Annotated in this window: 16 protein-coding genes; 8 read left to right on the top strand and 8 right to left on the bottom strand. The window is 61.8% G+C overall.

The window, feature by feature from the left end:
• Both recN and Q3Y64_RS01110 read right to left on the bottom strand, forming a co-directional pair.
• Complete coding sequence (gene recN, locus Q3Y64_RS01115; protein ID WP_303559544.1) at positions 1 to 1671, bottom strand: DNA repair protein RecN; 1671 nt, start codon at positions 1669 to 1671, stop codon at positions 1 to 3.
• A gap of 27 nt (positions 1672 to 1698) precedes the next feature.
• On the bottom strand, positions 1699 to 2586 hold the full coding sequence (locus tag Q3Y64_RS01110) for an NAD kinase (protein ID WP_303559542.1): 888 nt from the start codon (positions 2584 to 2586) through the stop codon (positions 1699 to 1701).
• A 145-nt stretch (positions 2587 to 2731) separates the two neighbouring features.
• On the opposite strand from Q3Y64_RS01110, the gene Q3Y64_RS01105 reads away from it, so the two are divergent.
• From Q3Y64_RS01105 to Q3Y64_RS01095, 3 genes are read left to right on the top strand one after another with little or no spacing between them, the layout of a single operon-like run.
• Positions 2732 to 3892, top strand: coding sequence for a glycosyltransferase family 4 protein (locus Q3Y64_RS01105; protein WP_303559541.1), 1161 nt, complete (start codon positions 2732 to 2734; stop codon positions 3890 to 3892).
• Between the two features lie 13 nt (positions 3893 to 3905).
• Positions 3906 to 4646 carry a hypothetical protein gene (locus Q3Y64_RS01100; protein ID WP_303559540.1) on the top strand — a complete coding sequence of 247 codons (741 nt, stop codon included), beginning with the start codon at positions 3906 to 3908 and terminating at the stop codon, positions 4644 to 4646.
• Positions 4647 to 4675: 29 nt separating this feature from the next.
• Positions 4676 to 5332, top strand: coding sequence for an FkbM family methyltransferase (locus Q3Y64_RS01095; protein ID WP_303559538.1), 657 nt, complete (start codon positions 4676 to 4678; stop codon positions 5330 to 5332).
• Between the two features lie 39 nt (positions 5333 to 5371).
• Here the strand turns inward: Q3Y64_RS01095 and Q3Y64_RS01090 are convergent, their stop codons facing one another.
• The 3 genes from Q3Y64_RS01090 to Q3Y64_RS01080 all read right to left on the bottom strand — a co-directional run bounded on the left by Q3Y64_RS01090 (position 5372) and on the right by Q3Y64_RS01080 (position 15889).
• Positions 5372 to 7060: an FkbM family methyltransferase gene (locus Q3Y64_RS01090; protein WP_303559536.1), complete on the bottom strand. Its 1689-nt coding sequence runs from the start codon at positions 7058 to 7060 to the stop codon at positions 5372 to 5374.
• Entirely contained in the window at positions 7050 to 8864 is a 1815-nt protein-coding gene (locus tag Q3Y64_RS01085) for an acetylglucosamine transferase (RefSeq protein ID WP_303559534.1), read from the bottom strand. The genes Q3Y64_RS01090 and Q3Y64_RS01085 overlap by 11 nt, the downstream gene beginning before the upstream one ends.
• Positions 8865 to 8962: 98 nt before the next feature.
• On the bottom strand, positions 8963 to 15889 hold the full coding sequence (locus Q3Y64_RS01080; RefSeq protein WP_303559532.1) for a hypothetical protein: 6927 nt from the start codon (positions 15887 to 15889) through the stop codon (positions 8963 to 8965).
• 240 nt (positions 15890 to 16129) lie between these two features.
• Between Q3Y64_RS01080 and hrcA the strand changes: the two genes are divergently transcribed.
• The 4 genes from hrcA to Q3Y64_RS01060 all read left to right on the top strand — a co-directional run bounded on the left by hrcA (position 16130) and on the right by Q3Y64_RS01060 (position 20171).
• The gene (gene hrcA, locus Q3Y64_RS01075) at positions 16130 to 17158 is read left to right on the top strand and encodes a heat-inducible transcriptional repressor HrcA (RefSeq protein ID WP_101942423.1); all 1029 of its coding nucleotides are present in this window, start codon (positions 16130 to 16132) and stop codon (positions 17156 to 17158) included.
• Positions 17159 to 17224: 66 nt separating this feature from the next.
• Positions 17225 to 18322, top strand: a complete 1098-nt coding sequence (gene hemH / locus Q3Y64_RS01070; RefSeq protein ID WP_101942422.1) for a ferrochelatase — start codon at positions 17225 to 17227, stop codon at positions 18320 to 18322.
• Complete coding sequence (locus Q3Y64_RS01065) at positions 18319 to 18690, top strand: phage holin family protein (RefSeq protein ID WP_101942421.1); 372 nt, start codon at positions 18319 to 18321, stop codon at positions 18688 to 18690. The genes hemH and Q3Y64_RS01065 overlap by 4 nt, the downstream gene beginning before the upstream one ends.
• A complete protein-coding gene (locus Q3Y64_RS01060) occupies positions 18687 to 20171 on the top strand; it encodes a tetratricopeptide repeat protein (RefSeq protein ID WP_303559523.1) in 1485 nt (494 codons plus the stop codon). The genes Q3Y64_RS01065 and Q3Y64_RS01060 overlap by 4 nt, the downstream gene beginning before the upstream one ends.
• Here the strand turns inward: Q3Y64_RS01060 and Q3Y64_RS01055 are convergent.
• From Q3Y64_RS01055 to Q3Y64_RS01045, 3 genes are all read right to left on the bottom strand, one after another.
• Entirely contained in the window at positions 20153 to 21763 is a 1611-nt protein-coding gene (locus tag Q3Y64_RS01055; protein WP_303559521.1) for an NAD+ synthase, read from the bottom strand. The genes Q3Y64_RS01060 and Q3Y64_RS01055 overlap by 19 nt on opposite strands.
• Before the next feature lie 228 nt (positions 21764 to 21991).
• Positions 21992 to 23410 carry a Re/Si-specific NAD(P)(+) transhydrogenase subunit beta gene (gene pntB / locus Q3Y64_RS01050; protein WP_303559519.1) on the bottom strand — a complete coding sequence of 473 codons (1419 nt, stop codon included), beginning with the start codon at positions 23408 to 23410 and terminating at the stop codon, positions 21992 to 21994.
• A gap of 13 nt (positions 23411 to 23423) precedes the next feature.
• A complete protein-coding gene (locus tag Q3Y64_RS01045) occupies positions 23424 to 25013 on the bottom strand; it encodes a Re/Si-specific NAD(P)(+) transhydrogenase subunit alpha (RefSeq protein WP_303559517.1) in 1590 nt (529 codons plus the stop codon).
• A 400-nt stretch (positions 25014 to 25413) separates the two neighbouring features.
• Here Q3Y64_RS01045 and corA point away from each other — a divergent pair, with 400 nt between their 5' ends.
• Positions 25414 to 26517 (top strand): magnesium/cobalt transporter CorA, encoded by a 1104-nt coding sequence (gene corA, locus Q3Y64_RS01040; protein ID WP_101942772.1) that lies wholly within the window; start codon positions 25414 to 25416, stop codon positions 26515 to 26517.
• The last annotated feature ends 29 nt before the right edge of the window (positions 26518 to 26546 follow it).

Genomic DNA, 26546 nt, shown 5'->3' with positions numbered 1-26546 from the left:
TCAGCTGCGTGTGCCGAGCAGCTCGGCAGCATGGCTGCGCGTGGTGTCGGTGATATTGACGCCGCCCAACATGCGCGCGATTTCCTCTACCCGGCCGGCCTCATCGAGTTCGACCAGATGCGAGGTAGTGATCCCCGCCGTAGTCTGCTTGCTGACCTGCCATTGCCAGTTGGCCTGTGCGGCAACCTGTGGCAAGTGCGTCACGCACAGCACCTGGCGGCCCTGCCCGGCTTGTGCCAGCTCGCGCAGACGGCGGCCGACAATCTCGGCCACGCGGCCACCGATGCCAGAATCCACCTCATCGAAAATCAGGGTCGGCACGGCTTGTGATTCGGAAGTGATGACCTGGATTGCCAGCCCGATCCGCGAGAGCTCACCGCCAGAGGCCACCTTGCCTAGCGCGCGCTGCGGTTGGGAAGGGTTGGCCGCCACCTGGAACTCGATCTTTTCCAGCCCCACGGCGGAGCCTTCCGGCTCGGGCAAGAGCACGATCTCGAAACGCCCGCCGGCCATCGCCAGATCCTGCATGGCGGCAGTGACGGCCCCACTCAGTTCGGCAGCCGTCTTCGCCCGCCCGGCCGAGAGGCGCCGGGCGGCATCCAGATAGGCGCTGCGCGCTTCGGCTTCGCGTGCCTGCAGGGCGGCCGGATCGGCCAGCGCGCTGAGGCTGGCCAGGCGCAAAGAGGCCCCGCTCAGCAACTCCGGCAAACCTTCAGGCGACACCCGGTATTTGCGCGCCATGCCCACCACGGCTTCGATGCGCTGCTCGGCGCGCTGCAGGCTGGCCGGGTCCAACTCAAGGCGATCGCGATAGCGTCGCAGCTCATGACCCGCTTCGTCCATGCGGATCGCGGCTTCGGAAATCAGTTCGGCAATCGGCGCCAGCGCAGCGTCATAGCCGGCGAGCTCACTCAGGCGCGCGGCCACACGTTCGGTCTCGGCACCCAACGGCGCCTCACCTTCGCTAAGGGCGTCCAGTGCCGCCGCCGCACCTTCGATCAGGCCCGCGGCATTGGCAAGGCGGGCATGCTCGGCATTCAGCGCCTCCCAGTCCGCCACCTCGAAAGCCAGCGCGCGCAATTCCTCGACCTGATGAGCGAGCAGATCGCGCTCATGCTGCAAGGCTTCCATGCCCTGCTCTGCCTCCAGGCGGGCCTTGCGGGCGCCTTGCCAGTCACGCCACAGGCCGGCGACTTCGCGCGCCAGGCCACGCAGGCCAGCGTGGTTGTCGAGCAGATCGCGCTGGGCATCCGCACGCAGCAAGGCCTGATGTGCGTGCTGACCGTGAATGTCCGCAAGGAAATCGCCCAGCTCGCGCAACTGGGTGGCCGTGGCAGGCAGGCCATTGATATAGGCACGCGAACGACCGCCGGCATCCACCACGCGGCGCAGCAGCAGTACGCCTTCATCGCCGGAAAGATCATTCGACGCCAGCCATTCGATGGCGTGAGAGTCCTCAGCCAGATCGAATTCGGCCACCAGGTCGGCCTTGTCACGCCCGCTACGCACCACGCCACCATCGGCACGCTCACCCAGCAGCAAAGACAGCGCATCCAGCAGGATAGATTTGCCGGCACCGGTCTCGCCGGTCAGCGCACCGAAGCCCACCCGGAAATCCAGCTCAAGACGATCAACCAGCACGAAATCCTGAATCAGCAGACGGCGCAGCATGGCTTGGTTTCTTCGCTTGGCAACAGATCAGTTAAGTTGGGGCGGCAACGCGCTCCAGTGGAGCTTCTCGCGCAGCACATTGAAATAGCTGTAATCCTCGGGATGCAGCAAGGTCACGCCCTGTTGCGAGCGCAGCACGCGGATGCTGTCACCCAGCGTGGCTTCGAAGATGGTCTGGCCATCACAGTGCACCATCGCATCGCGCTCGCCGAGAATCTTGAGTTCGACCACGCTGTCCTGCGCCAGCGCCAGCGGCCGATAGGTCAGCGCGTGCGGGCACAAGGGCACCAGCACGATGCCGGCCAAGCGCGGGTGCAGGATCGGACCATTAGCCGACAAAGCATATGCAGTGGAGCCTGTCGGCGTGGCAATGATCATGCCGTCGGAGCGTTGCGTGTAGATGTACTCGCCATCCACCCGGAGTTCGAACTCAATCATGCGGCCGATCTCGCCACGCGACAGCACGACGTCATTCAGAGCCATGCCTGAATGGATGCACTCACCTGCACGCCACAGCTCAATCTCCAGCAGGGAGCGACGTTCGCGCAGGTAACGGCCATCAATGATCTCGCCGACCCGCTCGAACATTTCTTCGTGCGACACATCGGTCAGGAAGCCCAGGCGCCCCTGATTCACCCCCACCAGCGGCAGCTGATGCACCCCCAGGGCACGCGCGGCGGTAAGCATGGTGCCATCGCCCCCCATCACGATGACCAGATCAGCACCTTCGCCAATCTCTTCAAAACTCAGCACGCGCTCAGTGCCGGTATGGCCTACGGCATGGGCAGTGCCTGCCTCAAGCCAGACCTCCAGCCCGCGCCCAGCCAGAAATGCCGCCATGCGCATGACCGACTCGGCCACATCCGCGCTACGGAACTTTCCAACCAGGGCAACAATCCTGAATTCATCATCCATGGGCCGGGATTAAACCACAGCCGGCCAAGCTGCGGATGGCTTCAAGCACAGGGTTTGACCGGACAAATTCCCCTTTATCCGGTCTTTTCAAGCGAGGCCCTCCTCCATACTGCCTGATACGAGCCGATCCCCTTGAAGGCACCCGATGAAACGCATCCTGATTGCCGGCTGGCGTGGCGTGAGTCATTCCTTCGCCATGGTCAACCAGCACCAGATCCTGGCGTTGGCCCGCCACGGCGGCTTTGAGCTGTTTCACCGGGACATGCCCTGGTTCTTCCAGCACTGGAACACCCGCGACCACGCATCGGGCTTCCACCCGGCAGAAGAGGCGCTGATCATGGGGCTGCCGCCGCTGGATGAGGCTGCAGCAGACTGCGTGTATCGCATCTGCGCCCCGCTCCACACCCCCGATCCGGCAGCCCGCCGCACCCTCAGCTTCGCCGTGACGGAGCTGGGCTACCAGCGCGCCAATCTGAAAGACCCGGCCACGTCGCCAGAGCAGATCACCGCGGGCAACAACCTGCTAGTCACGCCCTCGCGCTGGTCACGCGACCGCCTGCTCGACTTCGGCTTTGCGGAGGACAAGCTGCGCGTGGTGCCGCATGGCGTCGATCTGCACAGCTGCCGGCCACTCGAGGCCGCAGAGCTGGCCAGCCAACGAGCCGCACTAGGAATTCCGGCAGATGCGGTGGTGTTTCTGAACGTCGGCGTGCCGACCTGGAACAAGGGCATAGATCTCCTGCTACGCGCCTTCGCCCTGGCGCATCAGCGCCAGCCAAACATCCGCCTGATCCTCAAGGATGCCCGGGCGCTGTACGGCCTGCCGGTCGACAGCGTGCTGCAGCAGGTGGCGGCCAGCCACCCGGGCCTGCTCAATCAGGATGTGCTGAACGCGATCCTGGTCGTGTCACAGAATCTCTCCCAAGCCGAACTGCGCCAGCTCTACGGGCTCGCCGATCATTATGTGTCGCCCTACCGGGCAGAAGGCTTCAACCTGCCGGTACTCGAAGCGCAAGCCTGTGGCACGCCGGTGATCGTCAGCTCGTGCGGTTCGACCGACGACTTCTGCCATGGCACGGACACCCGCAAGATCGCCACGGTATTCAAGCGCGGCGTGCTGCGCGAGGCCGAAGAAAGCTGCTGGCTGGAACCAGACTTCGCCAGCCTCGAAGCCCTGGTGCGCGAAACGGCCCTGGCCGGCCCGTTGGGCGCCGATGCGCCGGCCCGTCTGGCCGCACGCGAACACGCCAGCCGCCACGACTGGGATCACGCCATCGCTCCCCTTATTCCCCTGCTTCAGTCCTGACAGGAAAAAGCTCATGCAACTTTATGACGTCCGCCAGCAGCACCGAGTGCTCGAACTTCTCGCCCTGATGCGCCCACTGGCCATGCGTCGACATGGCAAGGTGCGCCTGGGCAATCACTACGACGGAGGCTACGTGGTGCCCGACTGTGCCCTCGCCTGCGACGCGGTGGTCTCCATCGGAGTGGGGCCGGATGTGAGCTTCGATCTGGCGCTGGCCCAACGCGGAGCGAAGGTAATCCAGTTCGATCACACGGTTGCAAAGCTGCCGGTCGAGCACCCATTGTTCCGTTTTTTTCGCAAGGGCTGGGGGCCACGCACGGAAGGAGATTTTCTGTCCCTGCAGGACATCTGCGCTCAACTTGAAGGGACACCACTGCACCCGCTCTTCAAATTCGACATTGAAGGCGGTGAATACGAGATTTTCGAGCAACTGAACCCGGACGCCCTGCTGCCCTTCGAGGTGATCTGCTGCGAGCTGCATGATTTCAACAAGCTTGCCGACCCGCTGTTCTTCAGCCGCGTCAAGCATCTGCTTGAATGCTTGGGCAAGCACCATGCGCCGATTCATCTGCACGCCAACAACTACAAGGGCTTCGTGATGGTGGAAGGCGTGCCGATCCCCGAGGTACTGGAACTGAGCTACCTGCGCCGTGATCTGGATGGCTTTGCCGGTTATTCCCGTGAGCCCATCCCCGGCCCGCTGGATCGCCCCAACCACCCCTTCCAGGCCGACCTGTGCCTGAATCCCTTCTGACCCCTGCAAGTGTGCACGGAGCCCCGAACATGGCCAATGAACACGAAGTTCTCAAGCTGCTCAATCCGGGCGATCTGGTATTCGATATCGGTGCCAATCTGGGTGACAAGGCGGCGGTCTTTCTGGCTCACAAGGCACGCGTGGTCTGCGTGGAGCCGCAACCCGAAATGGCGGCCCGGTTGCGCCAGCGCTTCGGCGGCCAGCTTGATGCGGCCGTCGTCGAAAAAGCCCTCGGCGAGCTGCCCGGGCGCATGACGATGAATATCTGCTCCGAATCCCCGGTACTGAGCACGCTGGCCGAACACTGGAAGACCGGCCGTTTTGCCAATGTCGTGTGGGACAAGACCGCCGAAGTCGAAATCTCCACGCTCGACGCTCTGGTTGCCGAGTACGGCGTGCCGCGCTACTGCAAGATCGACGTGGAAGGCTACGAGAGCAACGTCATCCAGGGCTTGAACTCGAAAATCGGCATCCTCTCTTTCGAATTCACGGCGGAGTTCATGCCGCGCTCGATGGAAGTGATCGAGCGCCTGATCTGCCTGGGCTACAAGGAGTTCAATCTCTCACTCGGAGAGCAGAAAAACTTCCAGTTCCAGCAATGGCTGCCCTTCTATCAGCTGATCCAGATCCTGTGCAACAGTGCCTCAAGCGAAAGTCTGCTGTGGGGTGACGTGTACGCGCGCTGAGGGACATCAGGGCGCGCCTCGGCGCCCTGCCCGCACCCCTCACAAGCCGAGCAGGCTCTTGCGGATGAAGAGCGCGTCGCCGGTATGGCCGGGGCCGAAATACACGTTGTTCAGGGTGAAGCCCATTACATCCAGCCAAGCGCATACGCTCTGAAAGGAAGCCTGCTTCTCGTAGAGCTCGCCGCGCATCACTTCGGTGAAGATGTAGTTGATCTGCCGCAGCGTGTGCGGTGCGCCGACCATGATCCGGAGCTCGGCGCCCTGGGTATCCATGTAGAGCGTATCGAGTTTGTCCAGCGTCTCACCGTGGCCGGACTCGCGCACGAACTTCATGACTTCGTCCAGGGTGTGGGAGACGAGTTCGACAGTATCCGGGAACTTCACGTAATCGAATACCTGCAGATGCTGCGCCGGCTTGAGGATGCTGCTGCTCATGCCGCCATTGCTGGCGACATGAAAGGTATGCGTCTGCCCGCTCGTGTCAGCACACAAGGCCTGCATGGCGATATAGCCCGGAATCTGGCGACACACGCTCGCCAGGTGGGCAAAAGGCTCCGCCAGGGGCTCGATGAAGAGGCCCGCGCGAATGCCGTTCTCGAGGAAATACTGCATCTCCTGACCATAGCTGGCTCCCACCTGCAGAATGCCAGCAGGGGCAGGCAAGCCCAGAGCCCGGATCGTATCGAACAAGGGCAGGCTCATCTTGTAGGCCTGCACCGGCACAACGCTTGCGGCCGCCGCCTGCGGCACAACCGGCGCAGTAGCCACGTCAGTGCGTGCCACCTGCAGCAGCAAGGCGGTGCTCAGAAAGGTGCTGCCCGAAGTGCGCACCACTTTTGAATGCGAAAGGATCAGGAGATCCACCACCGCATCAATCACGCTGGCGGCACTGCGATTGATGTTGCCGTGATAGATGCGGCCACTGCAGTCCTGGGTCGGATCCATCCAGTCGCCCGGATTGAGCTTTTCCACATAAGCCTGTTTGGCATGCACGGCCACATTGGCGAGGCTGGCAAACCGCTGCTCGACACCGGCATCGTCCGAGCAGACGAAGAAACGCCGATCCGGCAAGGATTTGACGAGATTGAAGAGATTCTCGTCGTCCGCCGCATTGGCGCCGAAATCAGTCTTGCGGATCTGGAGACCAAAGAACTCGCCCTGCAAACCTTTTGCAACCAGGAAAGCCTCCGCTCGGCGCTGGATTTCCGGACGAATCTGCAAGGCGCGTACCTGAGCCAGCACCTCGTCCGGCGGCAGGCAGGCCGGAATCAAGGGGGTATAGAGAAACACCGGTTTGTCATCGCCGCTCACACAGGCCAGCAGCTCGCTTTCCTGCTCAAAGCCCAGCGGCGAGCGGAAGCTTACGCCCTGCTGCAGGTGATCCTCGGTCATCAGATACTGGTACTCGCCCTTCTCGGCCACGAAGCTCGCCAGCTCGCGCTCGATCACCGTCAGCGGGCTATCAAAGAGTTCGCCAAAGCGCGCCCCGCACCAGTTGTTGACCGGCCATACCACCTCCAGCGGCAAATCCGCACGACGCGCCAGGATCAGGCCGGTGACCAGCGCATTGAAGCGATTACCAAAGCCGCCATCGCAATAGCAGACCAGGCGCCGCACCGGGATGGCAGGCGCGGGCGCAGCGACACTCGATGCGGACGCTGCAGACGGTTCGGCAGGCATGGCGTCAGCGCTGCGGAACAGGCGCCCCCAGGGCAGGCTAATTTTCATGATGGATCAATCTCCGGAAATGCTGCTCAAGGTGGCGTACGAAGCGCGGGCTGTCGAACAAGGGACCATGTTCGCGCTGCTGCAGCAGGTGTTCGTGCAGGCGTCGACAGGTGGCCGGGTCGTTGGCCAGTTCGATGGCCTTGCGCTCGTAGGCGGGAAAATCCGCACAGATCAGCTCGGGCACGCCTGCTGCGGTCAGCAAGGCGCCGGCCATGCGCGAGGCAAAGGTCCGCCCGGGGCAAGTCAGCACCGGCAAGCCCGCCCACAACGCATCATTGGCCGTGGTGCCGGCATTGAAGGGAAAGGTGTCGAGGAACAGGTCAGCGGCCATGTAGCGCGCAAGGTAAGCCTCGGGTGCGACACGCGGCGCAAAGATCAGACGGGCCGGATTGATGCCGTGTGCCAGCGCCTCACGGCGCAGATTGGCCTCGGCCCACGGATTGTCCGAGAGCAGCCACAGCACCCCATGCGGCACCTGCTGCAGGATACGCATCCAGACCTCGAACACGGCCGGTGTAAATTTGTAATTGTTGTTGAAGGAGCAGAATACGAAGGCATCCACCGGCAGGCCGCAGCTCTCACGGCTCGGCGGCGGCAGACAGAGCCGCTTGCGGTCACTGACCTGATAGATGTCTGGCATGTACAGCGGCTTTTCGGAGTAGAACGGAGCGCATACCTCCGGGATAAGAAAGCGATCAGCTATCACGTAATCGATTGATGGCAGCCCTGTGGTGGCCGGCAGGCCCAGATAGGTGATCTGCACCGGCGCCGGCCGCCAGGCCAGCATGTTGGCGCGCGCACCGAGTGTCTGCCCGTGCAGGTCGATGAGGATATCTATTTCATGTTCGCGGATCAGGCGGGCAGCAGCTTCGTCATCCAACGTATCGATACGGATGAAATGATCGAAAGCCTTGGCGATACGCTGGCGAATCGGCGAAGCGTCCTCGCGCGTCCAGCAAAAGCCGTAGACCTCGAAGTGCTCACGATCATGCAATTCAAATAACTCGACCGTCAGCATAGCTACCGGGTGCAGACAGAAGTCCGACGAGCAGTAGGCCACACGAATCTTGTCATGTGCATAGCGGCTGCCATCCGTAAGCGGAGGCGGTAGCGGCGCGAGTTTCTTGCGCACATAGTTGCGCGCAGCCTCCAGCTGGGCCTGCGGATCATCACTCTGACTGAGCATGGCCAGCGCCGAGGTATTCGCACGCATGGCTTCAAGACTCACGCCGGGGATCGCTGAATACACCGGCCAGGCACACTGCCGTGCCCGAATGAAGACCCAGTGGTGCAGCACATCAGGCTGATCGGGTTTGAGTTGAAGGCTGCGTGTGAGGCAATCATGTGCCTCGCCATACTGCTTTGCGGCATCCTGCACGCGCCCGATGTTATTCAGCGCCGAGATCAGCATCTCGCGCTGCTCAGGGTCCTCCGGGTTCACATTGACCGTTACCCAGCGCCACATCTCCAGTGCATCCGCGATGCGCCCGAGCCGCTCCTGCACAATACCCAAATTGAATCGTGGCTGGATGAAACCGGCATCCAGCTCTGCTGCCTTCTGATAGGCAGTCTGGGCAGGCTCCAGATCGCCCGCATTGAGCAAGGCAGAACCCAGATTGAAGTAGACGTATTGCTGACGATCGGAATGATTGCGCTGCAGCCAGGTCTGGTACAGCACGGCCGAGAGTGGGAACAGGCCTTGCGCATCAAAACCCGCAGCAGCATTGAAGAGCTGCAGCAGATCAAGCTGACCCTGCCAGGCACGCAGCAGCACACTCCCTAAATCTGTTCCAGACTCAGCCACGGCTACATCCTTTCACGGGTAGCCTGCAGATTAATGCCTCCGGGCCTGCTCCCGAAACCGGAATAAACCGGTTTCGGGGTGCCAAATCAGATCATTACTCAGGAATCCAGGGCGGATATCTGAGCCGTCGTCAGGGCGGCACGCTGGGTTTCGGTCACTGCGGCAGCCTGCGATGCAGTGAGTGCGGTCAGCTGATCCGTATTCAGTGCGCTGATCTGGCCTTCGGTCAGGTTCTGGATCTGCGTAGTGCTGAAGGCCTGCAGCTGGCTGTCGGCCAGATTGGTAATCTGGGTCGTGCTCATCTGCATGAGATCCACCACCTCGATCGCCTGAATCTGGCTGTTGCCAAATGCCGCGAGTTGAGAAGTCGTCAGGCCAGTGATCTGGGTAGCCGTGAGCTGTGCGACTTGCGTCGTGCTCAAAGCGCCAGCCCACGTCGTGGAGAGCGCACCGATCTGCTGGCTGCTTAGTGCCACGAGCTGGCTGGAGTTCAGCGCCGTTTCCTGACCATTGCTCAGCGCATCGATCTGGGCGGTGGTGAGCGAAACCAGATCCGTCGGGTCGATCGCGGTGACCTGACTGGTCGTCAGCGAGGAGACCTGTGCCGTACTCAACGCACCCACCTGAGCCGCTGTGAGCGACTGGATCTGGCTGGTCGTCAGTGCTGCGAGCTGGCCAGCAGCGGAGGTCGTGAGTGCCGCGATCTGCGTGGTGCTCAGAGACTGGATCTGGATCGCCGTCAGGGCCTGCACATCGCCGGTTTCGATCGCGGCAAACTGCGCCGAGGTCAGGGCTCCGAGCTGGTCTGCCGTCAGCGACTGGATCTGGCTCGTGTTCAGCGCCGCAATCTGGGTCGAAGTCAGCACCTGGGTCTGGGCAGTACTCAGGTTGGTGATCTGGAGTGCGGTCAGCGCCTGGATCTGCGAGGAAGTGAGCTGTTGCAGATCGCTGGTTTCGAACGCACCCAGTTGAGCCACCGTCAGCGAACTGACCTGCGTGGTGTTCAACCCGGAGATCTGGGCAGTGGTCAGCGCGGCAATCTGCGCTGTGGAGAGGCTGCGCACCTGTGCCGTTGTCATAGCGGCCAGATCGGAGGTTTCGAAGGCTGCGATCTGATCGGAACTCAAAGCGCCAAGCTGCTCTGCGGTGAGCGCCTGGACCTGGGTGGTCGTCAGCGCCTGGATCTGAGCGGAAGTCAGCGCACGGGTCTGAGCCGTGCCCAACGCCTGGATCTGGTTGCCACTCAATACGGCGAGATCGTCCGTCGCCAGTGCGGCGACCTGAGCACTGCTCATGGCGGCGAGCTGCTCGATGGTCAGCGCCTGAGCCTGGGTACTCGTCAGGGCCACGATCTGGGCCGAATCCAGTACCTGGATCTGGGCTGTGGTCATGCCAAGGGTCTGAGCACTGGTCAGTGCGGCCAGCTGGGTGGTTCCCAGCGCATCCGCCCAGTCGCCGGACAGTGCGCCAATCTGAACGCTGGAGAGCACGGCCACCTGGGCGCTGGTCAGCGCCACTTCCTGCGCACTGCTCAGCGCGGTCATCTGGGCGGCGCCCAATACCGCGATGTCCATGGTCTCCACGGCCACCAGTTGCGTGGTGGTCAGCGCAGCCACTTGCGCCGTTGTAAGCGCGGCGGCCTGGGTCGTTGTCAGCGCCTCGATCTGCGTGGTCTTCAAGGCCTGCACCTGGCCAGTGCCCAGCGCCTGGATCTGCGCGGAGCTCAACGCCTGGAACTGGCTGGTATCGAGTGCGACGAGGTCGGAGGTTTCGATGGCGCCAATCTGGGCCGCAGTGAGGCTGGACACCTGGCTGGTCAGCAGCGCGGCAGCTTGTGTCGTGCCCAAGGCAACAACCTGCGCCGTGCTCAGCGCCTGGATCTGGCTGGAGCCCAGTTGTGTCAGGTCGGCCGTCTGCATTGCCGCCACCTGAGCCGTCGTCATGCTGCCAACCTGAGTCGCGGTCATCGCGCCAGCCTGAGCCGTTGTCATGGCCTCTACCTGAGCGGTGCTCAGGCCCTGGACCTGTGCCGAGCTCAATGCGGCGAAGTCCGCCGTTTCAATGGCCTGGAGCTGAGCCGTGGTGAAGGCCGATACATCGGCGACCTCCATTGCGCGAACCTGTGCAGTGGTCAGTGCGGCAATCTGATCCGTCCTCAAGCCCTGGGCCTGAGTGGTGCTCAAGGCCTGGATCTGGGCACTGGTCAGCCCAGAAACCTGATCCGTGGTGAAGCTTCTGACCTGGCCTACACCCAGCGCTTCCAGATCACGGGTCTCAATAGCCACAAGCTGGGTAGAGCTCAGGGCAGCAATCTGCGCTCCAGTGAGAGCCTTGACCTGATCGGTACTCAGGGACTGAATCTGAGCCGTTGTAAGGCCTGCGATCTGCTCAGCCGAGAGATTGCGGATCTGTGTGGTACTCAGCAGCGCCAGATCGGAGGTTTCAAGTGCCCCAACCTGAGCGGAACTCAAGGCGCCCAACTGCTCAGCCGTCAGCGCTTGAACCTGTGTGCTGCTCAAGGCAACGATCTGCCGGGTATCCAGCGCACCAATCTGATCAGCATTCAGGGTGACCAGATCACGCGTTTCCAGTGCACGCACCTGAGCGCTGCTCAGGGCTGCAATCTGGGCGGTCGTCAAAGCTGTCGCCTGGGCCGTCGTCAAACCGGCGATCTGCGCGGTGGAGAATGCGGCAAGCTGCGCGGTACTCATGGCAGCAAGGTCATTGAGTTCCAGTGCTGCAATCTGGCTGGTGCCCATGGCCTGGATCTGGGCGCTGCTCAAAGCAGCAACCTGGGTTTCTTCCAGACCCACAACCTGCAGGGTCGTCAGGGCAGCCACCTGGGCCGTCGACAACCTGGAAATTTGCGTGCTGCTCACCGCAGCCAGATCATCCGCCTCAATCGAGCGGATCTGATCGGTGCTCAAGGCCGCGACCTGAGCACTCGTCAGGCTGGCAATCTGGTCTGCACTGAAGTTCCTGATCTGGGTGCTGCTCAACGCCCCGATGTCTGCCGTTTCAATCGCCACCACCTGATCCGTGGACATGGCATTGATATGCTCGGCACTCAGCGCTCCGATCTGTGCAGAGGAGAGAATGCGGATCTGGCTGGTCGTCAAGGCAGCCACCTGCCCTGCTGCGAGTTGCGACACCTGCGTCGTGGTGAGCGCAGCCAGGTCAGCCGTCTCGAGGGCCAGCAGCTGGGCTGTGGTGAGCGCATTGGTCTGGTTGGTCGTCAGCGAAGCAATCTGGCCGGTCGTCAGTGCGCGAATCTGGGTGCTATCGAGTGCCTGAACCTGGGCACTGGTGAGCCCCTGCAATTCAGTGGTGGTCAGCGACGCAATCTGCTGGGTGCCCAATGCAGCGACCTGGGTTGTCGTCAAACCAGCCAGCTGAACAGAACTCAGCGCGGCAAGATCACGGGTTTCCATCGCTGCAATCTGGGTAGTCCCCAGGCCCACCGTCTGCGCAGTGCCCAAGGCAGCAGCCTGGGCCGTAGTCAATGCCTTGATCTGGCCGGTGCTCAGCGCAGCAACCTGGGCCGAGGTCAAGCCGCGAATCTGCGAAGTCTGGAGTCCTGCCACCTGGGAAGTAGAGAGCGCATTCACCTGCGTAGTCGACAGATTAGCCAGCTGCTCGGTGCTCAGCGCGGCCACATCTGCCGTTTCCAGCGCAGCGAACTGGGCGGTCGTCAGCGCCGCCAGCTGATCAGACCCCAGCCCACTCATCTGGGTAGTGGTCAGCGCCTGGAGTTGAGCGCTGCTCAAGCCCCGTACCTGATCAGTGCTCAGCCGCCCGATCTGGGTAGTGCTGAGCGCAGCAATCTGGGTGCTGCTCAAGCCGCCCAGCTGAGCCGTCGTCAGGCTGGCCAGTTGTGCGGTGGTCAGATTCGTAAGATCGCCGGTTTCAAAGCCCGTCATCTGGGCCGAACGCAAGGCGGACAGCTGCTCCGTCGTCATCGAAGTAATCTGGCTGGACGACAAGGCTGCGATCTGACCGGTCGTGAGCGCCTGAATCTGGGCACTCGTCAGGTTGTTCAACTGCTCGGAGCTCAAGGAGGCGATCTGGCTCGTTGCGAGCGTTGCAATCCAGCTTGCGGACAGTGAGCCGATCTGGTCACTCGTCAAAGCGCCCACCTGCTGGCTGGTGAGTGCACGCTCCTGAGTATTGGTCAGCGCGGCAATCTGCTGAGAACTCATGGCCTGCAGGTCAGCGGTCTCAAGCGCGGCAACCTGAGCCGTACTCAGCCCGGCAATCTGCCCGGTCGTCAGGGCGGTGATCTGATCACTGGTAAGCGCCTGCATCTGAGCTGTCGTGAAGCCCCGCACCTTGGTGGCGCTCAAAGCCGCCAGATCCCCGGTACCGATGGCCCCGATCTGGGCAGAATCAAGTGCGGCAAGCTGAGCCGAACTCATGGCGGACATCTGCGCGCTCGTCAGGGCACTGACCTGCTCGGTCGTCATTGCGCGGATCTGTGAGGTGACAAAACCCTGCACCTGGCTCTGGCTCATGGCGCCAAGTTCGTCCACCGTCATGGCGCGAATCTGATCCGTGCGCAGTGAGCCCACCTGTGCGGCACTCAAGGCCGTAATCTGGGAGGAGTCCAGCCCGGAGAACTGATCCGTCGTCAGTACATTCAGCTGCGCAGTTGTCATGCTGCGGATCTGCACCCGGCTCATCGCCGAGAGATCCTCGGAGTTGAGTGCTGCAATCTGATCCGTCTTCAAGGCGCTGATCTGAGCAGCACCAAGACCTGCGACCTGAGCCGAGGTCAGTGAAGCCACCTGATCAGTCGAGAGCTGGCGCAGCTGAGCCGTCGTCAGGCTCCGCAACTGCGTGGCATTCATGACCGAAAGATCGGCGGTTTCGAGGCCAGCCAGCTGCGCCGAGCTCAGCACGCTGATCTGCTCTTCATTCAGCCCAGTGATCTGGCTGGTCGTCAATGCGGCCAGCTGGGTTGCACTCATTGCCTTGAACTGCGCGGTCGTCAAGGATGTCAGATCATCGGTCGCCAGGGCTGCGATCTGGGTAGTCGAAAAAGAGCTGATCTGCTTGGCACTCATGGCCCTGAACTGATCGGTCGTCAGTGACTCGATCTGATCGGACGTGAGCCCAGCCAGCTGAGTAGTGGTCAAACCCTGAATCTGATTGGTCTTCAACGCCCCCAGCTGGTCCGTCCCCAGCGCGCTGAGTTGGTCAGAATTCAGCCCGGCAAGCTGGGTTGCGGACAACAATCGCAAATCGCTGGTTTCAATTGCAGCGATCTGACTCGAATTGAGCCCTCCCAGCTGAGTAGCCGAAAGGTTGCTGAACTGAGCAGTCGTCAGGCTCTGAATCTGCTCAGTTGAAAAGCCCGCAAATTGCGAAGCATCCAGGCCCTTGATCTGAAGGGCGGTCAGACTCTGAATCTGGGTCGAACTCAAAGCGCTCAGCTGATCCGTCGAGAGCTTCTGGATCTGGGTTGCCGTCAGGGCAACCAGATCACGTGTCTCGATCGCACTGACCTGCCCCGTGCTCAGCCCCGACAATTGGGAGGTGGTCAAACCAGCGATCTGCATGGCCGTGAAGGCCACGATCTGACTCGTGGTCAGGGTGCCGACCTGGCTGGCATCCCATCCGCGCAATTGCGTAGCGCTCAGCATCGAGAAATCGCGGGTTTCCATCGCCACGATCTGATCGGATGACATGGCAGAAACCTGGGTCGCAGACAGACTCTGTACCTGCACCGAGTTCAGTGCTTCGATCTGGCCCGTCGTCAACGCCTGGATATGGCTGCTCGTCAGCCCCTTGATCTGCGCGCCTGAAAGGGCCGCAAACTGCTGTGTGCCGAGGGCAGACACCTGCTCATTGGTCAGACTTGCAATCTGCGTGGCAGACAGAGCGGACAGATCCCGCGTTTCCAGCGCCGCGATCTGGGCGCTGCTCAAAGCACGTACCTGGGCGGAACTCAATGCGGCAACCTGGGTAGCCTGCAAGGCCTGGATCTGTGTGGTGCTCAGCGCAGCGAGCTGATCCGTTTTCAAACTGCTGATCTGGGTTGCAAGCAGCGCGGCCAGATCCTGTGTTTCAAGGGCCGACACCTGTGCCGTCGTGAGCGCTTTGAGCTGATTCGCACTAAAGCTGGCCAACTGGCCAGAAGTCATTGCCGCCACTTGGGCAGACGACAAGGATTCGATTTGCTCGGTTGTCAGCCCCTTGAGCTGCGATACAGCCAGTGCGCCAACGTCCTGCGTCTTCATGGCCTGAATCTGCTCCGGCGAGAGCACCTGGATCTGGGCCTGGGTGAGACTGGCGGCCTGCTGCGTCGTCAAAGCCGCAATCTGGGATTCCGACAAGGCACTGATCTGGTTGGTCTTCAGTGCCTGGATCTGGGTTGCCGTCAAAGCACTGAAGTCACTAGTCTCCAACGCATTGAGCTGGTCTTCGGACAAGGTCTGGACCTGGCTAACAGTCAGATTCCTCACCTGGGCCGTGGTCAGCGCCGCAACCTGTTCAGCCCCCAGAGAAGCCACCTGCCCTGTTGTCAAAACCTTGATTTGCGAAGTCGACAGGGCGGAAATCTGCGTGGTGGAGAAGGAGCCGATCTGCTCGGCAGAGAAGCCAGCGACCTGTGTGGCACTCAAAGACCGGATTTGACTCGTACCAAACCCGACAAGCTGATCCACCGTCAGCCCGCGCAATTGCGTCACCGACAGGGCCGCCAGATCACGGGTTTCCATGGCGGCTATCTGATCGGAACTCAGGGAGCTGAGTTGCTCAACCGTCATGCCCTGAAACTGGGTTTGAGTCAGCGCCTGAATCTGTCCACTGGTGAAACCCACCACGTTGTAAGGGGTGAACGCAGCAACCTGGGCCCCGGTCAGGGTCACCAGATCCTGGGTTTCCATCGCCGCAATCTGCTCTGCGCTGAATGCACCGATCTGGGTTTGGGAAAGCGCCTTGAAATCCGCGGTCGTGAGTGCGGCCACCTGGGTTGTGGTCAGTGCGGCTATCTGTGAGGCCGACAGTCCGGTAACGGTTGGCATGGCTAACTCCTGACGGAAATGCGTTTCTCTAGTTTTATAGGTTCCAGTCAGCAGCAAGCCGCTTCAGTCGGAGCCCGATGCGTTCTGTAACGGCGAGTCAGAACAAAGGTTTAGCAAATTTTTGCAAGTTTTTGCCTACGTGGAGCGGCATGTGAGCCGGCTAAATGCCCCCCAATTCTGCTGTTTGGGCCAGGCCGCAGGATCTGCCCAAAGCTCCTGCCAAGCCCTTACAATGCAGCCATGCCCCAGCTAGACAAACGTGCCCAACTCCTGCTGAAAACGCTCGTCGAACGCTATATCGCCGAGGGTCAACCCGTAGGTTCGCGCGTGCTCTCCAAGCAGTCCGGGCTGGAACTCTCGCCCGCTACGATCCGCAACGTGATGTCGGATCTGGAAGAGCTGGGCCTGATCACCAGCCCACATACCTCTGCCGGTCGCATCCCTACCGCACGTGGCTATCGTCTGTTCGTGGACACCCTGCTTACCGTCAAACCGCTGGCGCAGACCGAAGTTCGCGAACTTCAACACCACATCCATCCGGACGAGCCACGCCGCGTACTCTCTGCAGCTTCCAGCCTGCTCTCGGAGTTGACCAGCTTTGCCGGCATCGTCGCCGCGCCACGCCGCGAAGCCACCAAAATCCGCCAGATCGAGTTCGTGAGCCTGTCGGACACCCGCGTGCTGCTGATCATCGTGGCTATGAGCGGCGATGTGCAGAATCGCATCCTGTTCACCCAACGCGCCTACACAGCCTCCGAACTCGTCACCGCTGCGAATTACCTGAACCACCATTGCGCCGGGCTGGCTTTTGGCGAAATGGTCGATCACCTGCGCGGTGAGCTGGTGCAGCTGCAGCAGAACATGAGCGAGCTGATGTCGGCCGCCATTACTGTTGGCCAGGAAGCCATGGAGGAACAGAACTCGGGCTATCTGATCACCGGCGAACGCAAGCTATTGGAAGTGGATGACATTTCCTCCAACATGAACCGCCTGCGCGAGCTGTTCCGAATGTTCGAGCAGAAGTCTGGCCTGGTGCAGTTGCTGGATATTTCCAATCGCGCCGAGGGCGTGCAGCTCTTCATCGGCGGAGAATCCGGCATCAGCCCGCTGGACGAATGCAGTGTGGTCACCGCGCCTTACGAGGTCGACGGCCAAGTTGTCGGCACCGTGGCTGTGATCGGCCCGCAGCGCATGGCTTACGAACGCGTCATCCCGATTGTGGACATCACAGCACGACTGCTTTCCAGCGCCTTGTCGAGCAACACCTGACTCCCCGCGAAAACGCCAAACTCCGGCAACTGCCGGCATAAAGGCAATCGATTGCACAGGATCACCATGCCCCGCTTTCTGCAAGAGCCTGAATTCACGCATGGCAGCACACCACGTACCGGCGTGCTGCTGATCAATCTCGGCACTCCGGCCGCGCCGACTGCCAAGGCAGTGCGCCCCTATCTGAAGCAGTTCCTCTCCGACCCGCGTGTGGTCGAAATTCCGCGCGCGCTATGGTGGTTAATCCTCAACGGCATCATCCTCAATACTCGCCCCAAAAAGTCAGCCGCAAAGTACGCCACGGTGTGGAGCAAGGAAGGCTCGCCGTTGCGGGTTCATACGGAAAAACAAGCCAAGCTGCTCGCCGGCTACCTGCTGCAGGCGGGGCATCCGGACGTTCAGGTCGACTGGGCCATGCGCTACGGTCAGCCAGACGTGGAGGGGGCGCTGATGCGCCTCAAGGCGCGTGGCTGCAGCCGAATACTGGTGCTGCCGCTCTATCCGCAATATGCCGCCAGCACCACCGCCAGTGCCTTCGATGCAGTGGCTGCAGCCGGGATGAAGATCCGCAATCTGCCCGAGCTGCGCTTCGTGCGAAGCTTCCATGACCATCCTGACTACATCCGTGCGCTGGGTCAGCGCATCGCCGCGCACTGGCAACAGCATGGCATGCCGGACAAGCTCGTAATGAGCTTCCATGGCACGCCGCGTTTCTCGCTCGACAAAGGCGACCCCTACCACTGCGAGTGCCACAAGACCGCGCGCCTACTGGCCGAATACCTCTCGCTCAAGCCCGAGCAATACCTCGTCACCTTTCAGTCCCGCTTCGGTCGCGCCGAATGGCTGCAGCCCTATACCGAACCCAGCCTGCAGAAACTAGCCAAGGAAGGCGTGAAGAGCGTGGACGTGGTCTGCCCCGGCTTCGTGTCCGACTGCCTCGAAACCCTTGAAGAAATCGCCCTGGAATGCAAAGCCGCTTTTCTGAACGCCGGCGGTAAGGAATTCCGCTACGTGCCCTGCCTCAATGAAGAGCCAGACTTCATCGGTGCATTACGCAACATTGCCCGCAGCCACATGCAGGACTGGCTTGCCACGCCAGCCCCATCCCCCACCACCCTTGCCGCCAGCAAAGCCTGCGCTCACGCTCTGGGAGCCACACAATGATGACCCTGCTGCGCTGGGCGCTGAATGCCGTCGCCCTGATGCTTGTGCCCGAGCTTGTCAGCAGCATTCAGGTGAGCAGCTACACCGCCGCATTGATCGCCGCCATCATCATCGGCCTTCTGAACGCGCTAGTGCGCCCGATCCTGATTCTGCTGACCCTGCCAATCACCGCGCTGACGCTTGGCTTCTTCATCCTCGTCATCAACGCCCTGCTGTTCTGGCTCGCTTCCGAGCTCGTCGGCGGCTTCCAGGTGGGCGGTTTCTGGTCCGCGATGTGGGGTGCACTGATCTATAGCCTGCTGACCTGGCTGGTCAGCCTGGCGCTGGGCGAAAAGCCATCGCAGCGCAGAGGCGGGCCGCGCCTGTGAGCCGAGCCGACCTGCTGGCCGCCGTGCAGGCCGAAGAGCGCGGCGATCTCGAAGCCGCAGTAGCGGCATATGCAAACATACTTGAACAGCAACCCGACTGCGTCGAAGCGCTCAGCAACCTAGGCGCCATCTGCGTGCGCGCCGGCCAGCCCGAGGAAGCCCTCAATTTCTACACGCAGGCCCTGAGCCACCAACCCGGCTTCCGCCCGGCACGCATGAACCTGGCCCGTACACTGGCTCAGCTTGGCCGGACCGAGGAAGCCGACATGCACTACCGTCAGGCCTTGGCACAAGAAGCCAGCCCCGCCCTGCAGGTGGAGCGCCTGCAGCAGCTCGTGGCCGCAGGCCGCCTGCAGCAGGCCCGCGCGGAAGCCGAGACGGCCTGCGCCAGCTCGCCGGAGGAAGCCGGCCTTTGGCAGGTCGCGGGCAACGCCCGGCTCTACCTGAATCAGCCCGAGGCCGCCGAGGCCGCCTACCGTCGGGCACTGGAGATAGATGACTCCGCCCGGGCGCGTGCCAACCTCGCCATGGCCCTGCTCGCCCAGGGCCGCTTCGCTGAGGCCTGGCCTTATTACGAAGCCCGTCATGACAGCAGCCTGCTGGCCCATGACGCCGTACGCTTTACCGACTATCCATGGCCACGCTGGCAAGGCGAAGCGCTGGCAGGCAAGCGCATCCTGCTGATGGGGGAACAGGGACTGGGCGACCAGATCCAGTTCGCCCGCTTCATCGAACCGCTGGCGGCCAGCGGCGCACACGTCGATCTGGTCTGCCGCGCCGGCCTGCGTGGCCTGCTGGGCACCGCGCCGGGACTGCAAGCCTGTCATGCCGAAGCCCCCATGGCCGAGCACTTCGACTACTGGTCGCCACTGCTGAGCCTGCCACTTCATCTGGACGACAAGAACCCGCTGCGAACCTGGCAATACCCCTATCTGCAGGCAGCACCGGAGAAGCGCCAGCACTGGCGCAAACAGCTTGCCGAGTGGGCCGGGCAAAAGAAAAAGATCGGCATCGCCTGGCGCGGTGCGGCGGGCAATGCCAGCAACCGCATGCGCTCCATCACCACGGAAGAAATTCTCGAACTGCCGCGCCGGCTCGGCGCACAGGCCATGTTCTTCAGCCTGCAGAAGGATGACGCCAGCTCAGGCGAACTGGATCAGCTCTGCAGCGGCGGCATCATTCCGCTGGGCGACATGCAGCAGGACTTTTCCGACACCGCCGCGCTGGCCTGCGAGCTGGACCTGATCATCGCGGTGGACACCTCGGTCGCCCACGCCGTCGGCGCACTGGGTTGCCCCGTGCACATCCTGCTCGCGCCGGGCCTCGAATGGCGTTGGGGCAAGCCCGGCAGCCCGAGCTGCGCGCTCTACCCGAGTGCCCGCCTACACTGGAAGGACAGCGCCGAAGGCAGCTGGAAACCGCTCCTCTCACAGCTGTGCGAGGAACTGTCGCAGAGCTGGGCTCAGAACTCGTCCGCATAGCGGTTGGTAATCGGGCAGCGCCAGTCGCGGCCGAAGCCACGCTGGGTCACCCGGATACCCACCGGCGCCTGACGGCGCTTGTACTCGTTGCGCCGGAGCATGCCGATCACGCGGCGCACATCGTGCTCCGAATAGCCGGCGGCAATGATCTCGCGCGGCGACTCGTTGCGCTCCATGTAGGCCTCGATAATCGCGTCGAGCACCTCATACGGCGGCAGGGAGTCCTGATCCTTCTGATCGGGCTTCAGCTCGGCGGAAGGCGCACGCGTAAGGATGTTCTCGGGGATCACCCGCGAAATGCTGTTGCGATATTCGCACAGGCGATAGACGAAGGTCTTGAGGATGTCCTTGATCACCGCGAAGCCACCCGCCATGTCGCCATACAGCGTGGCGTAGCCCACCGCCATCTCGCTCTTGTTGCCGGTGGTCAGCACAATGCTGCCGAACTTGTTGGAGAGCGCCATCAGGCTCATGCCACGGATGCGCGCCTGCAGGTTTTCTTCCGTCGTATCCGCGCCGCGGCCCTCGAACAGCGGCGTCAGCATGCTCTCGAAAGTGTCCATGGCCGGCTGGATTGCCAACTCGTCATAGCGTACGCCCAGGAGCTTCACCATCTCGCGAGAATCGTCGAGACTCATCTGCGCCGTGTAGGGTGAAGGCATCATCACCGCGCGCACCTTGTCAGCACCCAGTGCATCGACCGCGATGGCCAGAGTCAGGGCCGAATCCACGCCACCGGAGAGGCCCAGCAGCGCACCCGGGAAACGATTCTTGCCAATATAGTCGCGCACGCCGAGCTTCAAGGCCTCATACACTTCGGCTTCCACCGAAGGCCGCGGCACCTTCACACTGCTCGCGAACTTGCCCCCCGCGAAGTCGACGATATCCACGCGCGCCTCGAAGGCCGGCGCCTGATAGCTCAGCGCGCCATTCGCATCCAGCGCGAAGGAGCCGCCGTCGAAGACCAGTTCGTCCTGCCCGCCGACGAGGTTGCAGTAGAGCACGCCGATACCAGCCTCCTGCACCCGCTCGCGCAGCACCTCGTGGCGCTGAGCCTGCTTCTCCATGTGGTAGGGCGATGCGTTGAGCACCAGCAGCACTTCGGCGCCCGCAGCCCGCGCCGCGGCGGCCGTACCGGCCTCCCACACGTCGGCGCAGATGTTGATGCCCACTCGCACGCCCTGCACCTCGACCACGCAGGCTTCTTCACCGGGCGCAAAGTAGCGCACCTCGTCGAACACTTCGTAGTTCGGCAGACGATTCTTGCGATAGCTCGCCAGCACCTTGCCATCGCGCAGCAGCGACGCCGCGTTATAGGCCTCGCCATCGGCAAACAGCGGATGGCCGACCAGCACATCGATGCCGGCACAGGCCTCGGCCAGGGCACTCAGCTCGCGTTCGCAGGCAAAGTAGAAGTCCTCGCGCAGCAGCAGGTCTTCCGGCGGATAGCCGCACAGCGCCAGTTCCGGCGTCAGCACGAGCTGCGCACCAGCTGCACGGGCGGACAAGGCGGCTTCGCGGATCAGGGCCGCATTGCCGGCGAGATCGCCCACGGTGCAGTTGAGCTGGGCGACGGCGATTCGGAGAGTCATTTTCAGCGGAGATCAAGGTGGAATCAGGGCGGAACTATAGCGCGCCTGCCGCCCGCCCAAAAGCAGAAAGCCGGCACAAGGCCGGCTTTCCATGAATCACGACTTCGGGTGGCGAAGAAATCGTAGCGAGCGGGTCGAGGCCGAAACGCGGAGCGGAGACGTACGCAGGTACGTTGAGCACCACAGTTTCGGGATCGAGCGGCGCAGTAGATTTATTCGCCAGCCCGATCAGGACTTCAGATTGACGAGAACTTCGTCCAGCATCTTCTTGGCGTCACCGAACAGCATACGGTTGTTGTCTTTGTAGAAGAGCGGGTTATCCACGCCGGCGTAACCGGAAGCCATCGAACGCTTCATCACGATGCTGGTCTTGGCTTTCCAGACTTCCAGCACCGGCATGCCGGCGATCGGGCTCGTCGGGTCCTCTTGCGCAGCCGGGTTCACGATGTCGTTGGCGCCGATCACCATGGCCACATCCGTTTCCGGGAAGTCCTCGTTGATTTCGTCCATTTCCATCACGATGTCGTACGGCACCTTGGCTTCAGCCAGCAGCACGTTCATGTGGCCTGGCATGCGGCCCGCCACCGGATGAATCGCAAAACGCACGTTAACTCCCTTTTCACGCAAGTACGAGGTGATCTCGAACACCGTGTGCTGGGCTTGCGCCACGGCCATGCCGTAGCCCGGCACGATCACCACGTTCTTGGCTTCGCGCAGCAGTTCAGCCGTTTCGCCTGCCAGGATCGGGCTCACCTCACCCACCGGCTCGGCGCTGGCGCCCGCTGCCTTGGGGGCGGGCGAACCGCCATCGGAACCGAAACCACCCGCGATCACGCTGATGAAGTTGCGGTTCATGGCCGAACACATGATGTACGACAGGATTGCACCTGAGGAGCCCACCAGCGCGCCGGTCACGATCAGCAAATCGTTCGACAGCATGAAGCCGGTGGCCGCTGCCGCCCAACCCGAGTAACTGTTGAGCATCGACACCACAACAGGCATGTCAGCGCCACCGATGGCCATCACCATATGGATGCCGAACAGCAAGGCCACCACCGTCATCACGATCAGCGGCAGCATGCCGGCTTCCACGGTTTCGGCATGCAGGAAGGCGTAGCCGAAATAGATCACGACCAGGAGGCCGATCAGGTTGATGAAGTGACGCCCCGGCAGCAGCAGCGGCTTGCCGCCGACCTTGCCCGAGAGCTTGCCGAAGGCAATCACCGAACCCGAGAAGGTGACGGCGCCGATCAGGATGCCGACATAGATCTCGATTTCGTGGATGGCCTTTTCAGCACCGGTAAAGGCGATGGAGGTATCGATGTAGCTGGCAAAACCCACGAGACAGGCTGCCAGACCGACCAGACTGTGCATGAACGCGACGAGTTCGGGCATTTGCGTCATCTTGACGACGCGCGCCAGATAAACCCCGATCACGCCACCGAGGACCATCGCGCCAATGATCCAGGGTAGGCCCAGCGAAGCCACACGCGGGCCGAACACTGTTGCCAGCACCGCGATGGTCATGCCGATCATGCCGTAGAGGTTGCCGCGACGTGCGGTTTCCTGGTTGGACAGACCGCCCAGACACAGGATGAAGAGAATGGTTGCTCCGAGGTAGGAGACCGTAGCCAGACTTGCAGACATTCTTCAATTCTCCTTATTTGCGGAACATCGCCAGCATGCGCTGGGTCACGGCGAAGCCGCCGAACATATTGATGGTGGCAAGCACGATGGCACCCACGGCGAGCCAGCGGATCACTTCATCCGGGCGGGAAATATCCGCCGTCAGCGGCGGCGCGATCTGCACCAGGGCGCCAATCGCGATGATGCTGGAGACCGCATTGGTCACGCTCATCAGCGGCGTATGCAGCGCCGGTTTCACGTTCCACACCACCATGTATCCGACAAAGCAGGCCAGCACGAAAACGGTGAAGTGCCCAAGGAAGGCCTCCGGTGCATTGGCACCAATGATCCAGAACAGGGCCGCTGCGATACCGAACATGACCGCCATCTTCTGATGCGACATCGGCTCGGACGGCTCGCCGTGACCATGTGAGGACTTCTTCGCCACCGGAGCCGCTGCAGCAGCCGGCTTGGCCGCTGCGGCGGGAATTTTCGGCGCCGGAGCCGGCCAGGTGATTTCGCCCTCCTTGATGACGGTGAGGCCGCGGATGGCATCGTCTTCAAAGTTGACGTTGATGAGGCCGTCCTTGGTCTTGCACAGCTCTTCGGTCAGGCGGAACAGGTTGGTCGCGTACAGCGTCGAAGACTGGCGGGACAAGCGGCTCACCAGATCGGTGTAACCGATGATGGTCACGCCATGACGCACCACGGCTTCGCCCGGCACGGTCAGCTCACAGTTGCCGCCCTGCTCGGCCGCCATGTCGACGATCACGCTGCCCGGCTTCATGGACTGCACCATCTCGGCCGTAATGAGCTTGGGTGCCGACTTGCCCGGAATCAGCGCGGTGGTGATGATGATGTCTACTTCACGCGCCTGCTTGGCATACATCTCGCGCTGAGCCTGCTGGAAGCCTTCGGACATGACCTTGGCGTAACCGCCACCACCCGAGCCTTCTTCCTCGTAATCGACCTTGACGAACTCACCACCCAGCGACTTCACCTGATCGGCCACTTCGGCGCGCGTGTCATTGGCACGCACGATGGCGCCCAGACCTGCCGCGGTACCGATGGCCGCCAGACCTGCCACGCCGGCACCGGCGATGAAGACCTTGGCGGGCGGCACCTTGCCGGCAGCAGTGATCTGACCGTTGAAGAAACGCCCGAAGCCATTGGCAGCCTCGATCACGGCACGATAACCCGCGACGCCAGCCTGCGAAGTCAGCGCATCCATCTTCTGCGCGCGGGAGAGTTGGCGCGGCAAAGCGTCAATCGCCAGTACAGTGACCTTCTTGGCGGCAAGCTTCTGCATCAGCTCGGGGTTCTGCGCCGGCCAGATGAAGGAAATCAGCGTGCTGCCTGCGCGCATCAGCTCGACTTCCGCATCGTTCGGGCCACGCACCTTGAACACGATATCGGCCTCTGACCACAGCTCGGCAGCGCTTCCGGCGATCTCGGCACCCGAGGCACGGTAGGCATCATCACTGAAGTTCGCCAGCTCACCCGCGCCCGATTCAACAACAACCCTGAAGCCCAGCTTGATCAGCTTTTCTACGACATCTGGAACAGTCGCGACGCGTTTCTCCCCTGCAAAAACTTCCCGAGGCACCCCTATAAGCAGTGACATGCTCTGTTCTCCGTTAACGTCCAGATAGAAAATAAACCCGTTCACCTTGGCGACTGGGCCGGCATGCGGCAATCCGCACCCACACCACAAAGTCGATGTACTCGCCTGCTTTGCCAGCGGATCGTCAAACCAAGCTTTTGACAATACTGAACGAAGGCAAAACTCAGGCCATGCTTGTTCCAACTCTTGGCTGCGACGCCATTACATTCAAGATGCAGTGCCTTGGAGACGAGGGTTTTCGAGCTTCACTCTTGGCATGCATACTCTGCCCAGTAAAGTCAGCGCCTCAGTCTTCCCGCCTGCCTGTCACACCCTTCTTGAAACCCCCCAAAAAACCCCTGATGCTAACAGGGCTGCAAGGCGTGCATGATACTGTGCAATGCCGAATCCGGATGATGCCATGCACAAACAGAGCGAACGCAAAACCAGACGCCGTCGTACGCCTTACGCCAGCAAGATCGGGCTGGCGCCGGGCAGTATCGTTCATATCGGTGACGTCAAGGTTGATCAGACCAGCTTCTGCGTCTTCGACTACGACGCCAGCGCCTTGCGCGAAATCTCATTTTCCACACTGGACGAGTCCCGCCAGCAGAAGCGTGAAAACAGGTGGATCTGGCTCAACGTGCACGGCGTGCACGAGCCGGCGGTGATGGAGGAGATCGGGCGCCGCTTCAATCTGCACCCGCTGGTGCTGGAAGACATCGCCAATACCCACCAGCGCCCCAAGCTCGACGATTACGAACACTATGCCTTCATAGTGCTACGCAGCTTCCGCTACGACGAAACACAGCACGATGCCTGTTCCGACCAGATCAGCCTGATCGTGGGTGAGGATTTCGTCCTGAGCTTCCAGGAGCGCTCGTCCGGGCTCTTCGACCCGATCCGCAACCGCCTGCGCAAGAGCATCGGTTCCTTACGTGGCGGCGGCCCGGATGCCTTGTTGCATGCCCTCATCGATGCGGTGGTCGACCAGTATTTCGTGGTCGTCGAATCGCTCGCCAACGACATCGAGGATCTTGAAGACAGCCTGATCGCCGGGACCGGCAAGCACTCGATCGAAGACATCAACCATTTCAAGCGCGAAACCCTGGAAATCCGCCGCGCCGTGTGGCCCTTGCGTGAAGTGCTAGGCAGCCTGTTGCGGATGCCTGGCTCAGTTCTGAACAAGGATACGGAGTTGTACTTCCGTGATGTCTACGATCACGCCGTGCACGTCATTGAGCAGCTCGATTCAATGCGCGAACTGATCGGTGGCTTGATGGACATTCACCTGTCCTCGGTCAGCAACCGGCTGAATGCAGAAGTACGCATGCTCACCGTAATCACCACCCTGTTCGCTCCCGCCACCCTACTAACGGGCTTCTTCGGCATGAATTTCCACTACCTGCCGCTGCTGGAAGATCACGAAGGCTGGCTGATAGTGCTCATCATGATCGCGGTCGCCGGTGCCGGCCTGATCCTGGCCCTCTTCTGGCGGCGCTGGTGGGTGCGCACCAATGCCTGACGCTGTCGCGACAGCAATGCTGTAAACGC

The sequence above is a fragment of the Uliginosibacterium sp. 31-12 genome (assembly GCF_030548425.1).
GTDB lineage: Bacteria > Pseudomonadota > Gammaproteobacteria > Burkholderiales > Rhodocyclaceae > Uliginosibacterium > Uliginosibacterium aquaticum.
The sequence above is the reverse complement of the archived record's forward strand: the minus strand, read 5'-3'. Positions and strand labels throughout refer to the sequence as shown.

What these genes read in the sequence shown, in the direction of transcription:
- recN (WP_303559544.1), bottom strand. Translation starts at nt 1,671, where the DNA reads ATGCTGCGCCGTCTGCTGATTCAGGATTTCGTGCTGGTTGATCGTCTT.
- Q3Y64_RS01110 (WP_303559542.1), bottom strand. Translation starts at nt 2,586, where the DNA reads ATGGATGATGAATTCAGGATTGTTGCCCTGGTTGGAAAGTTCCGTAGC.
- Q3Y64_RS01105 (WP_303559541.1), top strand. Translation starts at nt 2,732, where the DNA reads ATGAAACGCATCCTGATTGCCGGCTGGCGTGGCGTGAGTCATTCCTTC.
- Q3Y64_RS01100 (WP_303559540.1), top strand. Translation starts at nt 3,906, where the DNA reads ATGCAACTTTATGACGTCCGCCAGCAGCACCGAGTGCTCGAACTTCTC.
- Q3Y64_RS01095 (WP_303559538.1), top strand. Translation starts at nt 4,676, where the DNA reads ATGGCCAATGAACACGAAGTTCTCAAGCTGCTCAATCCGGGCGATCTG.
- Q3Y64_RS01090 (WP_303559536.1), bottom strand. Translation starts at nt 7,060, where the DNA reads ATGAAAATTAGCCTGCCCTGGGGGCGCCTGTTCCGCAGCGCTGACGCC.
- Q3Y64_RS01080 (WP_303559532.1), bottom strand. Translation starts at nt 15,889, where the DNA reads ATGCCAACCGTTACCGGACTGTCGGCCTCACAGATAGCCGCACTGACC.
- hrcA (WP_101942423.1), top strand. Translation starts at nt 16,130, where the DNA reads ATGCCCCAGCTAGACAAACGTGCCCAACTCCTGCTGAAAACGCTCGTC.
- hemH (WP_101942422.1), top strand. Translation starts at nt 17,225, where the DNA reads ATGCCCCGCTTTCTGCAAGAGCCTGAATTCACGCATGGCAGCACACCA.
- Q3Y64_RS01065 (WP_101942421.1), top strand. Translation starts at nt 18,319, where the DNA reads ATGATGACCCTGCTGCGCTGGGCGCTGAATGCCGTCGCCCTGATGCTT.
- Q3Y64_RS01055 (WP_303559521.1), bottom strand. Translation starts at nt 21,763, where the DNA reads ATGACTCTCCGAATCGCCGTCGCCCAGCTCAACTGCACCGTGGGCGAT.
- pntB (WP_303559519.1), bottom strand. Translation starts at nt 23,410, where the DNA reads ATGTCTGCAAGTCTGGCTACGGTCTCCTACCTCGGAGCAACCATTCTC.
- Q3Y64_RS01045 (WP_303559517.1), bottom strand. Translation starts at nt 25,013, where the DNA reads ATGTCACTGCTTATAGGGGTGCCTCGGGAAGTTTTTGCAGGGGAGAAA.
- corA (WP_101942772.1), top strand. Translation starts at nt 25,414, where the DNA reads ATGCACAAACAGAGCGAACGCAAAACCAGACGCCGTCGTACGCCTTAC.